The 16,599-nt window shown below is 34.0% G+C and carries 1 protein-coding gene; it reads left to right on the top strand.

Features of this window, described 5'->3' with window-relative positions; translation table 11 throughout:
* Window positions 1-246 precede the first annotated feature (246 nt).
* Window positions 247-16,572, top strand: a complete 16,326-nt coding sequence (locus FOD82_RS04995) for a Rib/alpha-like domain-containing protein (protein ID WP_144355380.1) — start codon at window positions 247-249, stop codon at window positions 16,570-16,572.
* Window positions 16,573-16,599 lie beyond the last annotated feature (27 nt).

Raw genomic sequence — 16,599 nt, 5'->3', positions numbered from 1 at the left:
TGAATAGTTTAAAAAGTGCTGAATTATTGTTCAGCACTTTTTGTATTTCATTGAGTTTGTTTTATTAATTTAATTTCATTTGAGTTTAGGCTTGTAATATTAAAATAAAGTACCTGATTAAACTATATTATAACGAAAATGTAAATTATATCTTGAATATATTAAAATAACTCGTATTTATTGTGATACTATATAAGTGTATATCAATTGTGAAAAAATAAGGAAGTTTCAAGAAAGTGTTAAGATATGTTATCAAAAAACAATTATAAAGAACGCTTACGTAAGATGGAACCAAAAAAGGACCGTTTCTCCATTAGAAAGTTTTCTATTGGTGCAGCTTCGGTTCTTATTGGTTCTGTTTTTATTGGAATGAGTAATGGTGAAATTGTTGAGGCTCAAGATTCGAACTCTGATAATGGAAATGATGCTAATGCTGCTGATAAGACTGAATCAAAAGTAACAAAAATACCAGATAAGGTTGTAGTAACTACAACGTTAAATCCAAAGGATTTTAATAATTCAGTTTCAACTCAAAAAAATACAGAGGATTCAAAAACTAAAGATTATAATAAAGATGAAGTAAATTCTAAAGCTGCTAGTCAAGCTGCCCAAGTTAAAGCACCGGTTGAAAAGGCAAATGATAATGCTAAAGATCAAACTAAGACTTCTATAATCAAATCTTCTAAACAAACTAAGGCTGAAGTTAATAAGCAAACTTCCAAAGCTGTAACTAATCAAACTTTACAATCAGATACAAAAGCTAATGGAAGTGCTGTCTCTGTTCAAAAGGGCAATACTAATGCTGTTGCTAGTGAAAGTGCTAAAGCTGTAGAAAATTCAGTTCAAACATCAGCACCTACTCAAACTATAAATAAGGATACTAAGGGTGCTAAGCTTCCAACAGATATTACTGCTAAAAATACTACTGTAACTACAGAAAGCTTAAAAGATTATCAAAATTACATGGATAATCTTGAAAAACAACTTTCTACAATGAATAAAGAAGATCAAGTTGCAGCTTTAAATGATGCTAAGAAAAAATTTGATTTATTAAATAAAGCCGATCAATTAGCTCTGTCTAATCAAGTATTAGCTACTAATGATAATTTGAATAGTGACTATACTGTTGATGAAAATGGAGTAGCTAATATTGCTACATTTGGTCAATTTAGTAAAGCGATTGTTGATAGTAAAGTTAAAACCATGAACTTAACTGCTGACATTGATTTTACTGGATTAAAAGAACAAACAGGTCCATTAGGTCTCAGAGTTACTGGCGAAGATGCTGATATTAACGGAGGACTATACACTGGTGGTATTAGCGGTGGATGGAATCACACGGGTTTAGGAAAATATGAGCTTGCTACAGCTGATAATGGTCTAATAGGAATAGGAGGCAACCCTTATCCTGATTCTGCTCGTGACTTAACAATTGCTGGTAATGATCACTCTATTAATATGGGAAACTGGTTTATTTCTTTATGGGATAAATCAGGTAATGAGAGTAAGCAAGGCTGGAATATTACTTTAAAGGATTTAACACTTAAGCAAAATAGTTCAGCTAATGGTGGACATGCTCCTTTTTATTTTTATCAAACCGAAAATAACACTCTTAGTAGATGGGATAACTCCATTACATATGATAATGTAACTGCCGATATAACAGGACCTCTTGCAAATAAAGGAACTTCTCTTGCTTCGGTTAGTGTAGCTGGTAAAAATCAAGAAACGATTGTTTTTAAGGGTACAAATAATATTTCTGATAATTATGCAGGAAGTGCTGTAGATGTTGAACATATTAATATTGCCGATGGAGCAAGTTTAACCTTAACTGCACCAAATACTGCTTTGAAAGCTACTACAGATATTACTATTGGTAATAATACTAAACTAAATATTCGTGCTACTGGTCAGGATTTAATAGCACCAACAATAAGCATTGGTAATGATAATATTATTAATCTAGTTGATCTTTATAATAGCAGTATGCAAAATTTTGATAATAATGGAATTACTGCTTCTAAAGGTATAACTATTGGTAATGGCAATACCATTAATTTTAATACTGGGGATGCTATCTCTGGAATTGAGGACTTTAATACTTTAAATCGTACTGATGTGCGTGGTATCTTTGCAAGTTCTGATATGATGGATGTTGCTGCAAAACTTGTAGTCGGTCAAAATAATAAAATAAACATGGATATGGCAAAGGGCCATTCAAGTGCTATTACTGCTGATGATATCGATGTTGGCGAAAATACGGATATTAATATTCACACTATGCAAGATAATAATCATGCAAATCGGATGAATATTGCTCAAAGCTGGGAAGATCCAACTAAATGGCCACAAATTATAAACCAAATGAGTTTGTTTGCAAAAAATCCAGACTTTTTCCACAGAGCTCCAATTACAGTTGCATTTAACTCAGATGGTGCTCTTCATTTGGCTAAAGGTGCTAGTCTTAAGGTAGTAAGAGATAATCATGATGAGAATATCATTACTCCAATGATTTCCTTTGGTAGCGGAGGAGATGGTCGTAAAGGTGCTAGTCCAACTGATTTTCTAGCTGGTGCTGCAAGAAACTATAGCTTAATCGTTGATGGTGGAGCAAGTCTAGATTTGCAAGATGCCTCCTCATCAAAAGGATTAGGCGGATTTAATTGGAAGTATAGTTCTTATCTTGATAATGACTATAAGAATACAATTCACCATGCTGCAATGATTTCGATGTTTGGTACTAATTCAAATGATACTGTTCAATTTGGTACTGAAAAAGATAGTAAATATATTGCACCTAAATATATTAACTTGCAAAGAACTGGTACTCAATTTGGTACAATGCTTAACCTTGAAGGTAAAGCACTTCCCGGTAAATGGAGTATTGATATTACTCAGTGGTGGAAGAATATTCAAAATGTAGCATTAATGTATGGTCGCGCTCCTCTTGCTCAATGGGATAAGGGAAATACTACAAATACACCAAGCAATGCTTGGAATATAGAAGAAGTTGTTTCACAAAATGGTGGTGGTAATACTTCCTATAATTATGTTCCTGCTAATACAAGTCGATTGTCTCCTGATGGTTTTGTTGAAAATGAAGCTATTCAAGGAATTTCATTTGGTAATTCTAATGGGATTGCTATTTTACCTGTTAAAGATGCCAAAGGTAAACTTGAACTGACTCAATATAATGGTAATCAAAATAATAAAGGAGAAATTACTGGAAATAAATCCAATTTAGTTCAATTACAAAACTTTTTGAATAACTTTAATTGGTGGAAAGCTCGTCGTATTAGTTATGGAACTGATTTAGCTGATACCAAGACAGCAAGTGATCATTCAATTCATATTAATGAAAATGACCAATATGATCCTATCGTTGCACCTCAAACATATACTGAAGGTAAGAAATTAACAATAGGCGATTTTAGTAATAATAAAATTGTCATTGGTGTAATGGATGCTAATTATAAGCAAATTAAAGATAATCTCAATAAGATAGTTACTAGAGCTAATTGGGGGATTGATTGGAGTCATACTTCACTAAAAGATTGTTTGGATAGTAATGGTAATATTGATCAAACTAAAATTGATGCTCTAAAGTCTACAAGTGGTAAAAGTGATGATCAAATTTATCAAGATACAGTTTTGTATAATGCATATGAAGATTTTATCAAAAATATCAATAATCCAGATGGTACAACAGGATATGACCCAACGAAGTTTAACAGTGGATTAAAGTTATCTGATTCAACTAAAGAAAGTCAAACTTATAATATTCCAATTACAGTAACTTATGCGGATGGTAATGCCGATGTTGCTTTGGTTCCAGTTACTGTTTTAAAGAAAAAACAAAATACAGAATATCAACCAAAATATCAAACTACTACTGTTAAACAAGGTGATACTGCAACAGTAGCTGCACCTACATTTATGAGTCAAGTACCAAATCTTGATGGTGGATATGATTATAAATCTTCATCAACTGCTCCAAAAGATATTACTTTCTCACTTACTAAAAATGTAAGTGCTCCTGATTTTATTACATTAAATTCTGATGGTTCTATTACACTTAAACCAACTACTACTGATAATATTGGTATTTACACAATTCCAGTTACTGTAACTTATAGTGATAAGTCGGCAGATAATATCTCAGCTATTGTTAATATAACAGATGGCAAGAGTCAGGTTATCTGGGGTAACACTAATCCAGATGGTACGATTACTGGTGCAGTTGTGGTTAAACCAAGTGATGTTTTTGAAGCTCATAAAACTACTGATAACTCAATGAGTTTTGATAGTAATGATGCAAAGAAGGCTGTTGGTGAAGTTGATGTTTATACTCAAGATAGCAAGGATGCAAGTAAGTTATCAGCACCAGTTCAATATACTTATGATGCAAATACTGGTGACTTCGTCAACGGTACGACTAAGTTAGGTGCTAATATTAGTTATGAAACTTTACCAGATACTACTCAAGCTTCAACAAACGGAAGAGTAACTGTTAAGTTTGGAATGGGTTCAGAAGCAGTTAAAGATGGTGCAATTGATAATGGGAAGAGTACAACTATTACTCAAGAAGTTAAGCTCATTGATGCCACAGTTGCTAACCCTTTAACTCCAATTACAATTCCTAAGAATGATTATGCAACCGGAGAACTTGCCAAATTCCTTCCATCTGACAAAGTGGCTAGTTTAATTAATCATCAAGCCCTTGATAGCTATGGTAAAGACCATGCTAATAATGCAGTAGCTAGCTATGAAGTTGTAGAACCAGATGAAATCAATACTTATCAGACTGGAATTCGTGATATTACTGTTCGAATTAACTTTAAAGATGGTACTTATTTAGATCTGCCTGTTAAAGCTGGAGTGAAAATTTCTGATGGTGAAGATGCTAATTATCAGCCAGCTTACGATAGTGTTGTAAGTGCTGATCAAAAAGATATTATAAGTGCTCTTCCTACTTGGGATAAAAGTGCTAAGCCAACTGATGGAGTAACTTATAAAGTTATCAATGGTGATGCAACAGTTAATAATGCTGGAATAATCACTATTCCAGCAAGCAGTTTAACTGATACTACTACTAAAGACATTACAGTTCAAGTAACTTATAATGATGGAACTAAAGATTATGTTCACTTTTTGGCTTATGAAGTTAAGGGTGTGGGCAACCTTACAGATCCATATTCTGCAAGGGATGCAATTCATGATGCTAATGAGCTGCCTTTGGAGGACACTAAATATGAATGGCATACAGCTCCAAATCCTCATATTTCAACTCCTCAAAAGTTAAGTGTTGATGTTACAATTAATGGCAAGACGGTTAATGTTCCAGTTACTGTAACTCTTACTAAGACACTTCCTGATAGTACTACTAAAGTTTATAGCGATGATACTTCAGCTTCCATTATCGTGGCAACTCCTGATTATCATAAGACAACCGGTTCTAATATTCCGGCGGCTCCTAAAGTTAGTGAAATTGATTTATTTGATGAAACAGGTAAACAAGTTAAAAAGTATACTTTATCTACTGATGGTACACAATACATTGATGGAACTGGAAATACAATCAGTGCTGATGCCTTTTCAACTAAATGGGCAGATGACCATACTTTAAATACTGATAGCAGTAAATTTAGTCAAGATGGCACTGCTACTACTTCTTCAACTAGTGACGATGAAAAAGATACAACTAAGAACAGTAAATATCGTGTAATCCTTCATTGGAATTCAAATGCTGCAAGTGTAATTGGTATTCCTGCTCCAAGTGCAGATAATGATACCAATTGGGCTAATGTATATGCTAATGTTTATGGTGCCAAGGCTGCTGAAGCTAACAAAGATAATAATAACTTGGAAGCTACACATAATGTTGATAGCACTTTAAAGGATGCCATAAGCTATGTTGACAGTTCTGATTTGACTAAGGAACACAATGCTGAAGTTGATAAAATAACTTGGAAGACTCGGCCAGATATTGCAAAACTTGGTAAGCAAACTGGTATGGCTGAAATTAGCTTTAAAGATGGCACTGTTTTAGATATTCCCGTATCTATCACAGTTAATAAGTCTCAAGCTGATAACTTTAATGATAAGAATACTGATAAAAATTCACTAACTCATGAATTAAGCTATGGTAAAGGTGCCACAATTCCAGCAACTGATGCTCTTAAAGGTATTGGAACAAAGGATGAAACTCCAGAAAGCTTAGGAATTACTGGTGCAACATTCAATCAGACCGTTTTGACTGACCAAGAACATGTTGGTAAAGATACAGATTATGATGCCCGTGTAAGTTTTAACGATGGATCAACTGCTATTGTTAAGATTCCAGTAATGGTTACTGATCAAGCTACAACTAGTGCACCAGTTGCTAAGGATAAGCCAGTTCAAGTTGATCAAGGAAGCTCAATTGATCCAAGTTTAATTATTGATGCTACTAAGTCTACTCTTCCAGATAATACAACTGAAAAATGGACTCTTGGACCAGATACTTCTAAACCAGGTACTCAAAATGTATCCATTAGTTTAACTTATCCAGATGGAACTATTGGTTCCCTAGATGGTCAGGTAACTGTTGAAGCTACTCCAATTACTCAAACTATTCAATTGAAACAAGGTATTCCTGCAACTGATACTGATGCTGCAACTGGAATCACTAATCTAGATACTAAGGGTACTGATGGGATGCCGAAGAGTGTTGTTTGGACTAATATCCCTGCAACTGATAAAGTCGGCATTCAAGATGCAACTGTTGATATTACTTATAATGATGGTTACCAAAAGAAGAATGTAGCAGTTAAGATTAACGTTTGGTCAACTAAGAAGGGAACAGATGAAAAAGGTAAAGACCCAACTAATCCTGACTATAAGAACATGGTTAAGAACATCACTCGTACTATTATAGTTGATGGAAAAACGCCAATTATCCAAACAGTAACTTTCACTCGTGATAAATATATTGATACTACTAATAAAGATAATGTGAGTTATGGTGTTTGGAGTAGTGAAGATCCAATCTTTAAAGAAACAGAAAAGCTTTCTAAAGATGGATATTCAACTTCAGTTACTGGTAAAGATGAAAGTGACAAAAACTATAAGTTAACTGATAAAGGCACAATTGCTGCAGAAACTATTAAGGCACCAAAAGCAGCTAACACTGATTGGAATCCAGCCAATGAAACAGTCACAGTAACTAACAAAGCTAATAAAGAAACAGTTAATATTTCTTACATTGATAAGAAGTCAGGTAAAGAAATTGCTGTAACTCCAACTCAAAACTTCACTGGTAACTCTGATGATAAAGTTTCTATTATCAAAGCGGATGACTTTAAGAGTTTTAAGATTGGAGATAAGAACTTCATTATTCCAGAAGGTTACAAGATTGATAAGAATGGTCTAGTAGCTAGTTACACAATTCCAGCTCAAAATGGTAAGTTACTTGTAACTCTTGATAAGTTAACTACGATTAACCCTAGTGATGTTGATCCAAACACTCCTGGTAAAAAAAACAGTGATATGTTTGAAACCATCACTCGTACCATTACTTATACTGATCCAACAACTAATAAGGAAGTTAGTGATAAGCAAGAAGTTAAGTATCAGAGAACTAAGACTACTAACGAAGATGATCCAAGTGATATTTCTTACGGTAAGTGGGAATTGATGAATGGTCAAACTGCTTCATGGCCAGATTATGAAGTTAAGATATTTGATGGGTTTTATAAGATTAGTGCTAGTGGTAAAGATTCAAAGGGTAATGATATAACTATTGTTAATAAAGATGGCAAAAAGATTATTACTTCAGATACTCCAACTGTTAGTGATGATTTAACTAAACTTAATAATGTCAATATTATTCTGACTTACACTAGAACGGATGCAGGCAAGTTTGTTGATGATAATAAGAATAATGCTGCAACTCAGACAATTTTAGTTCACCAAACTAAGACTAACGACCCTTCTGCAATTATTGCCACTGATGGTATTAAAAAGTCAGCTGATTATAAACTAGCTGATGAGAATCCAGTTGTTTGGAAAGATTCAACCCAACTTCCAGATACTTCTGTAATAACTCAAGTGGGTAATGTCCCAACGTATGCAGCTACTGTAACCTTTAGTGATGGTTCAACTGCTGATGTAAATATTCCTATTAAGATTTGGAATGACGCTTCTAAATTTAATGAAGATAACAATCCTGATAAAGATCATAAGAATGTTTTAGGTCATGAAATTGATTACAATAAGGGTACTGTAGTTAATAAAGGCGACAGTGCTATTCAAGGCTTTGACAAAGATAAGTATGATATTACTTCAGTTGTCTACAATGAAAATGTTGATACTTCAAAGGTTACTGATACAACTACACCATATGATGTAGATATTGCATTTGCTGATGGTAGTGAACTCAAGACTGGTATTACAGTTCCAGTTAAGATTGTTGCAAAAGGTGACGCTTCTAAGTTTGACCATGACAATAACGACAAGAATGCTTTAGTTCATGAGTTAAGTTATGGTAAAGGTTACAATAATGGTGCTCTTGCTTCAGAAACTGCTAAGGATGGTATTGGTAAGAGCGCTGCAGATAATGCAAAGACAATTCTTGATTACAATATTGATAAGGTTATCTTTAATGAAATTGTTTCAACTAAAACAGCCCATAATGCTGAAAGTCAAGCTGCAACTATTACTTTTAAGGATGGAACTACTTCAGTAATCGATATTCCTGTAGAAATTACTGATGAAGCTTCAGAAAATGATAAGAATATCGTTATTAAAACCACTCCTGTTCAAATTGACCAAGGCAAGAGCATTGAAGCTTCTAATTTAGTTGATGCTGATAAGACTAAAGTTCCAGAAGGTACTAAGTATGCATTTGGTAAGAGTGCTGACTTTAATACTCCCGGTACACAAAATGTAACAATTATTGCAACTTATCCAGATGGTACTGTTGGGAAAGAAATTGCTGGTAAGATTACTGTTGAGGCTACTCCTGAAGTTCAAACTATTACTTTGAAGCAAGATGTTGCAGCAAAGGCTACTGATGCAAATGCTGGTATTAAGAACTTACAAGCAAGTGGCGTTGATGGAATGCCTAAGAGTGTTGTTTGGACATCTGATGCTCCTTCAACTGATAAAGCCGGCAAAGAAAGTATAAATGTAACTATTACTTATAATGATGGTTATAAGAAGAGTGTCAATATTCCAGTTAATGTCTTAGAAACAATCCATGGTTCAAAAGATACTCCAAAAGATCCAAACGGTTCAAAAGACTTATATAGAGAAGTAACTCGTAATGTTTCTATCGATGGTGAAAAGCAGCCAACTCAAACAGTAACTTTCACTCGTGATGTATACCTTGATACTCAAAATGGTAACAAGATAATTGGTTACAGTGATTGGGTAAAGAATGGCAATTTCACAGAAGTTAATGTTCATAAAGATGGTTATGCTTCAATTGTTAAGTTAAATGGTAAAGATGTTTCCTTAACTAATGAAACTATTCCAGCAGAAGATAATATTACTGTTGATTCTCCAAATGAAAACTATGTTGTAACTCACTCAGCTAATGCAGATATTGTAAATATTAAGTATGTGAATGCTAAAGATAAGACTACTGAAGTTACTGATGATACTCCAGGTGATTCATTTAATGGGACAACTGGTCAAAAGATTACAATGTCTAAAGATCAACTTACTGTTCCAACTGGCTATAAGTTGAACGATACTTTGAACGGTGATTATACTTATACTTTTGGTACTGATAAGAATCAAACTAAGATAATCTATGTTGATCAACTTACAACTTATCACCCAGATGATGAGCATATTGCTCCATCTGGTGAAGACAGTGATATGTTTAAGGATGTTACTCGTAAGATTATTGTTAAGAATCCAGTTACTGGTAAGGATGATGAGACTGACCAAGTAATTCACTTAGCACGTAATAAAGTTATTAATGATACTACTGGTAAGGTTGAAAGTTATGGTAAGTGGACCTTTAAAGATGATACTAAGACTTGGCCAGAATTTGATGTACCACAGTTTGATAGTATGTACACAATTACTGCTGTTGATGACAAGGGTAATAAAATAGATGTTTCATCAAAGAAGATAGATTCTAAGAGTTTTGATCCAAATGATGAAAAGAGTATTCCATCTAATACTATAATTACTATTTCTTATGCAAGAACTGATGCTGGTAAGTTTAGCGATGATAATAAAAATAATGCTGAAGTTAAAACTATCCTTGTAAGACAAAACACTGATCCTAAGACAATTAATGCCCAAACTGGTATTAAAGAAAACAAAGACTACACAATTACTAGTGTTGCCTTTGTTGATCCAACTTCAATTGATACTAAGACAATTGGTACTAAGAATTATGACGCGCTTGTAACCTTTGGCGATAAGTCAACTGTTAAGGTTTCAATTCCAGTTAAGGTTTGGAATGATAAGTCTAAGTTTGATGAAGATAATAGTAAAAATCCATTAACACAAGAAGACGATATTAAGCAAAGCACTCCAACTCCAGCAGGATCAACTGCTAAAGGAGGGTTTAGTGATAATATTTGGAAGAATTATGATATTAAGAATGCAAGCTTTGATAAAGATGTTGATACTTCTAATGTTACTATTGATCCAACTTCATATGATGTAACGGTAACCTTTAACGATGGCACAACTACTAGTGTTAAGGTTCCAGTTAAGATTATTAGTGGGGATGCGACTAAATTTGATCATGATAATAATGATTCAACTGATCCATCTAAGAAAAATCTTCTAGCTCAAGTAATTCGTGTAAAAGAAGGTACTGATGCTAAGACCATTAATGCTGAAACTGGTATTAAGAATTTAGATCAATATGATATCAAGAGTGTTAACTTTAATGATATAAGTAAGATTGATACTTCAAGTCAAGCTGCTGGTAAAAAGACGTCATATACTGCAACAATAGTCTTCAATGATGGTACGCAAAGTTTAATCAACATTCCAATCTATGTATTTAATGACGCTGTTAACTATCATGATGACCATAAGGATTCAGTAGATCCTACTAAAACTATTGCAACTAATCCAGTTCATGAAAACATGGGTAGTCAAGTTCCAGCAACTGATGCTGCTAAGAGTTTAACTGCTGATGAAATTAGTAAGTATGGTATTACTACTGATGGTGTAAATGGACCTAAGTTTAATAGTGATATTGATACTTCTAAAGTTGATAAAACTGGTAAAAACTATGCAGCAACCCTTCATTTTACTGATGGTTCGACCTTAACTGATGTTCAAATCAAGGTCTTAGTTGATGATAAAGGGGAAGCAGCTCACTTCAACGATGATAATACAGACAATGCCTTGGTTAAACAGTTAACTTGGGGTAAGGGAACTATTCACCAAGCTAGTGAAGCTATTAATGGTATTGAAGATTCGGCTGCTTACAATGTAACTAGTGCAACATTTACTACACTTCCATCAACTGATGAAGTTCATCCAGCTCAAAACTTTAAAGCTATTGTTTCATTCAAAGACGGAACAAGTCTTACAGTTCAGATTCCAGTTGCAATTACTGATCAAGCTCATGACACAAATGTTGATACTCAGCCAATTCATATTCCAGTAGATCCAGGAAAGACTCCTAAAATCCCAGACCCACATGAGGGTATAAAGGATCCTGATAAGTTACCAAAGGGAACTAAGGTTGAATGGACTAATAAGACGCCAGTTATTCCAGATCCTGGTAAAACTTCAACTACTCCAGAAATTACTATTACTTACCCTGATGGTACTAAGAAGAAAGTAAGTCCTAAAGTTGATTCTATTTGGGCACCAGTAGTTGGTGAGTTAACTACTAAACTTAATGAAACTCCAGATTTGACTAATACTACTACTGATAAAGAAGCTATTACTAACTTTGGTCAAGGCGTGGGTTATCCTGAGACTTTGACTTGGACTACTGCACCAGATATAACAAAAGCAGGTCAAGTCAATAGTACTATTCATGTTGTATATGATGATGGCTACTCAGTTGATATAACTGTTCCGGTTAATGTTCTTGATGTGAAAAAGGGTAGTGATGTTGTTAAAACTCCAACAGACCCTGACTACAAGAACATGGTTAAGACTATTACTCGTACAATTACGGTTGATGGTGGCACACCAATTGTTCAAACTATAACCTTTACTCGTGATAAGTACACTGATACTACTAAGACAAGCGACAATATAAGTTATGGTGTCTGGACAACAGATGATCCAACATTTAAAGAAACTAAAAAAGTTTCAAAAGATGGCTATACCATAGCTATAACTGGTAAAGACGCTCAAGGTAATGACTATCAGGTAACTGATAAGGGTACAATTGCTGCAGAAACTATTAAAGCACCAAAAGCAGCTAATACTAATTGGAATCCAGTCAATGAAATAATCACAGTAACTAATAAAGCTAATGAGCAAAAAGTAACTTTAAACTTTGTTGATGTTAAGGATGGTAAGACTGTTGTTGGTCATCAAGATTTGACAGGAGTAACTGATCAAGTTATTCCAATTGATCCAGCTAAGTTAACTTTGCCAGACAGCTATAAACTTGATAAGAATTCAGGGTTACCAACTAGTTACAAATTCAAGAGCAATAATAATGATTCAATTACAATTCTTGTTGACCACTTAACTACAATTAAACCAAGTGATGTTGATCCTAATAATCCTAGCAAGAACAGTGATATGTTTGAAACTATTACTCGTAAATTCCAAATCAATGGTGTAACAGATGACCAAGTTGCTCAGATTCCAAACCAAACGGTTAGCTTCCAACGTACCAAAACAATTAACGATGATGATCCAACAGACATAACTTATGGTGAGTGGGTTCCAGTGAATGCAACTGCAACTAGTTGGAAAGAGGTCAACATAACTAAGCTTGACCATTACAACGTTGAAGCAACCAAAAATGGCAAGAACCTTAATATTACTTCAGGTAAAATTGATGCTGTTACTGTTGAACCAAATGGTGATAATCCAACTAAAGATGTAAATATTGTTTTAACTTATACTCTGAATCAGTCAGGACAATTTAAACATGATACGGATCAGAAAGCCTTGGTTAATACAATCCGAGTTAAGAAGGGTACTGCAGCTAGTGAAGTTAAAGCTAGTGATGGTATTAGCGAGCAACCCCAATATCATATCACTAGTGTAAATTGGAGTGATGATGTTCAAATTGACACTTCTGAAACTGGTACTGTTTCATATAATGCAGTCGTTAGTTTTGAAGATGGGTCAAGTTTGAAAGTCAAGATTCCAGTTAAAGTTTATGATAAAGCTTCTGACTTTATTGATGATTGGAATAATAAAAAGATTACGTCAATTCCAGTTATTGAACACATGGGTGTTCCAGCTCCTAGGACAGATGCCATTAAAGGTTTTGACGATGATACAAAAACTAAATACGGTATTGTGGCTAAGGACAAGCAGAATACCACTGAGTTTACAGTAGATGTTCCAGTGGATAAGGTTCAAGAAACCCAAGTACAGGCTCAAGTTGTATTTGATGATGGATCAGTTGCTACAATTGATATTCCAGTGGATATTAAGGCAAGTCAAGCTAGTGACTTTAAGAATAATTATGATGCTAAAGTTCAAACTGTTGAAGAAATTTATAATTCAACTGTGGATAAGCATGATGCCTTTACTAAGGGTTTAGTAGATGCTAAACGTGATAATGTAGAGGATGCAAACTTTATCCAAAATATTGATACTACTCAAAAAGATACTACTACAAATTACAGAGCTAAATTAGAGTTTAACGATGGATCAACTATTGAGGTAATGATTCCGGTTAAGATTGTTACTGAGGCTGAAAAGTTTAATGATGCTAATAGGAATAATGCATTGATTAAGGGACTTGAAGTTAAAGTTGGTGATGTGGTCAATAAAGACAATGCTATTGATGGTCTTAGTGAAATTGATCCTGAAAATCCAATTATGGATAAAGCTGAGTTTAAGAATACGGTAACTACTGATCAATCTGGTACTAATAACTATCAAGCAACTATTACCTTTAAGGATGGTTCAACTATAGAAGTTACTATTCCGGTAACTGTGGGAGATGATGAAGCATCACGCTTCAATCCAGTTACTGATTTACAACCAATCGAAGTGCATAAGGGTGATAATATTACTCCAAGTAATCAGGATGCTGATTCAGCTTTGAAGAATGTTCCAAAGGGTACTCATGCTCAGTTTGATAATCCTTCTACAATTAATACAACTGTTCCTGGAACTACTAAGCATGATATAACTATTACATTTCCAGATGGCTCTAAGAAAGAACATGTTTCAGTTGATGTTCATATTTATACAGATAGCGATAAGTTTGACTATACTAAGAATGTTAAACCGATAACTATTCATCATGGAACCACTATAAATCCAACGGATTCAAATAATGCTAAAGATGCAGTCGGAGATCCAGATAGTGTAGTTGAAAGTGTCAAATTTATAGATCCTTCAGGAATTGATACTTCAACAGTAGGAGAGGTAGAACATCCACAGATTATCATTACCTTTAAAGATGGTTCTAGTCATCAAGTAAAAGTTCCTGTAACGATTGTTAATAGTGATGCAGATAACTTTAATTCATCAAACTTAAAACAAATTACTGTAAATGAAGGAGACAATCTTCCATCTGATCCAAAAGTTCAAGTAATTGATTCCAATGCTAAGAATGTGATTGTAGTAACTTATGATAAAAGTAATGATCCTGATGTAACTAAGACGCCTGGTGAAAAACAAATTCAGGTAAATGTTACTTTTAAGGATGGCTCAACCAAGACTCTTCCTATTACGGTAGTTGTTGGTGATAAGGGTACTCCGACCAAGTATGAACCTGGTCAAAATATGACAAATGATGAGTTTAATAAATATGTAACTCGTACAATTGAAGAAATCAATCCACTTAATAATAAAGTTGATTACATTATTCAAACTATTCACTTTGTTCGTGAAGATAAGGATGGCAATGCTGCATATACGGATCCTGTTTCTGGTAAAAAGACCTATGTTCCATGGATAGTTATGGATAAAGATGGTGAGCTTACTAATAAGACTAATGGTGTTTGGAAAGAAGTTAGTGAAAAAGATTTAGATAGCTTTGATGGTTATAAGCCTTCTGTCACTAACTTTGCAGAAGTTGCAGTAACTCCAGACACTAATTCTAAAGAAGAGCAAGTCGCTTATATAATAGACTTTAATGCTGTTTCAATATTATTTGCTAACCAAATGGTTAATACTGAACAAAGTGCAACCTTTACACCAATTCTAATTAGTAAGAAAACTGGTAAAAAACTTAATCTTCCTTTAGGTCAGCTGTTATATAGTTTTGATCCTCAAAACATGAAGGATTTGCCAAAGGATGCTCAAATTGATGACAAAACTGGTAAAATTACTATTCCAGCAGGTCAGCTTGCTAAGCTTTATAATATGAGTTTAATTGCTAAAAATGGCTTAGGTGAGAGTGAGCCACTTGTAGCAACATTGGATGTAGCTAAACAAAATAATACTGATAATTCAAACAATACTACTCATCCAACAGATAATACTAGTTCAAACACTTCAGATAATGCTAATTCCAATAGTAATCCTAGTCTTCCGGATAATAATCCTATTACTCCAAGCAAACCAATTGTTCCAAGCAAGAATGATAGTGATAAATATGCTCCAATTGGACAAGATATTACTACTAAGCCAGGTCAATTGCCTAATGCTACAGAGGGAATCAAGAACAAGGATCAAATGCCAGCAGGCACTACTTATACTTGGAAGACTGATCCAAATGTGGATGCTGATGGAACTGCTAATGGTACGATTATAGTTAAGTTTAAAGACGGTTCTACTAAAGATGTTAATGTAAAGATTGATGTCAAGAATAGTGAAGATACTTCAAATATTGGTAATCAAACTGTTTCCGAAAATAAGTTATCTCATGTAAAACATGTAAAGCCAATTATTATTCACTTAACAGTTAAGAAAGGGCATTTGCCTGATCCAGAAGATTTGATTAAAAATATGGATAACATGCCAGCAGGCACTGAAGTCTACTGGATTAAGAAGCCAAATGTCCATAAGGCTGGTAAGCAAGAGGGAATTATTGGAATTAAATATCCAGATGGAACTACAACTAAAAAGCATTTCTTTGTTTCTGTAAAACCAGGTAACGCCCTAGGTAGTAAAGAAAGAGATTCTTCATCTACCAAACCATCTCATAATGGAAAAACTGACTATAATAATTCATCTCGATTAGGTAATAATAGTAGCTATAGTACAAATAATTATAATTCTATGACTGCTACAAAAGGTGAGTTTGCAGATTTAGGTTCACTTGGTAGAACAAGTTCAGCTACTTCAATAAATTCTGGTGTAAAATCTGAAAAGACTATGTCTTCTCACGCTGCTTTGCCTAAGACTGGCTCTGATGAAAACGAAGCTGCGCAAGCAGCAGGTTTATTAGCACTTGGTTTGGGCATGATAGGTCTTGCCGGTGTTAAGAAACATAAAAAACGTGATTAATTTATTAAAATCATATTTTGTTATTGA

The sequence above is a fragment of the Lactobacillus sp. LL6 genome (assembly GCF_007570935.1).
GTDB lineage: Bacteria > Bacillota > Bacilli > Lactobacillales > Lactobacillaceae > Lactobacillus.
This window is presented reverse-complemented; position numbering and strand designations above follow the sequence as displayed.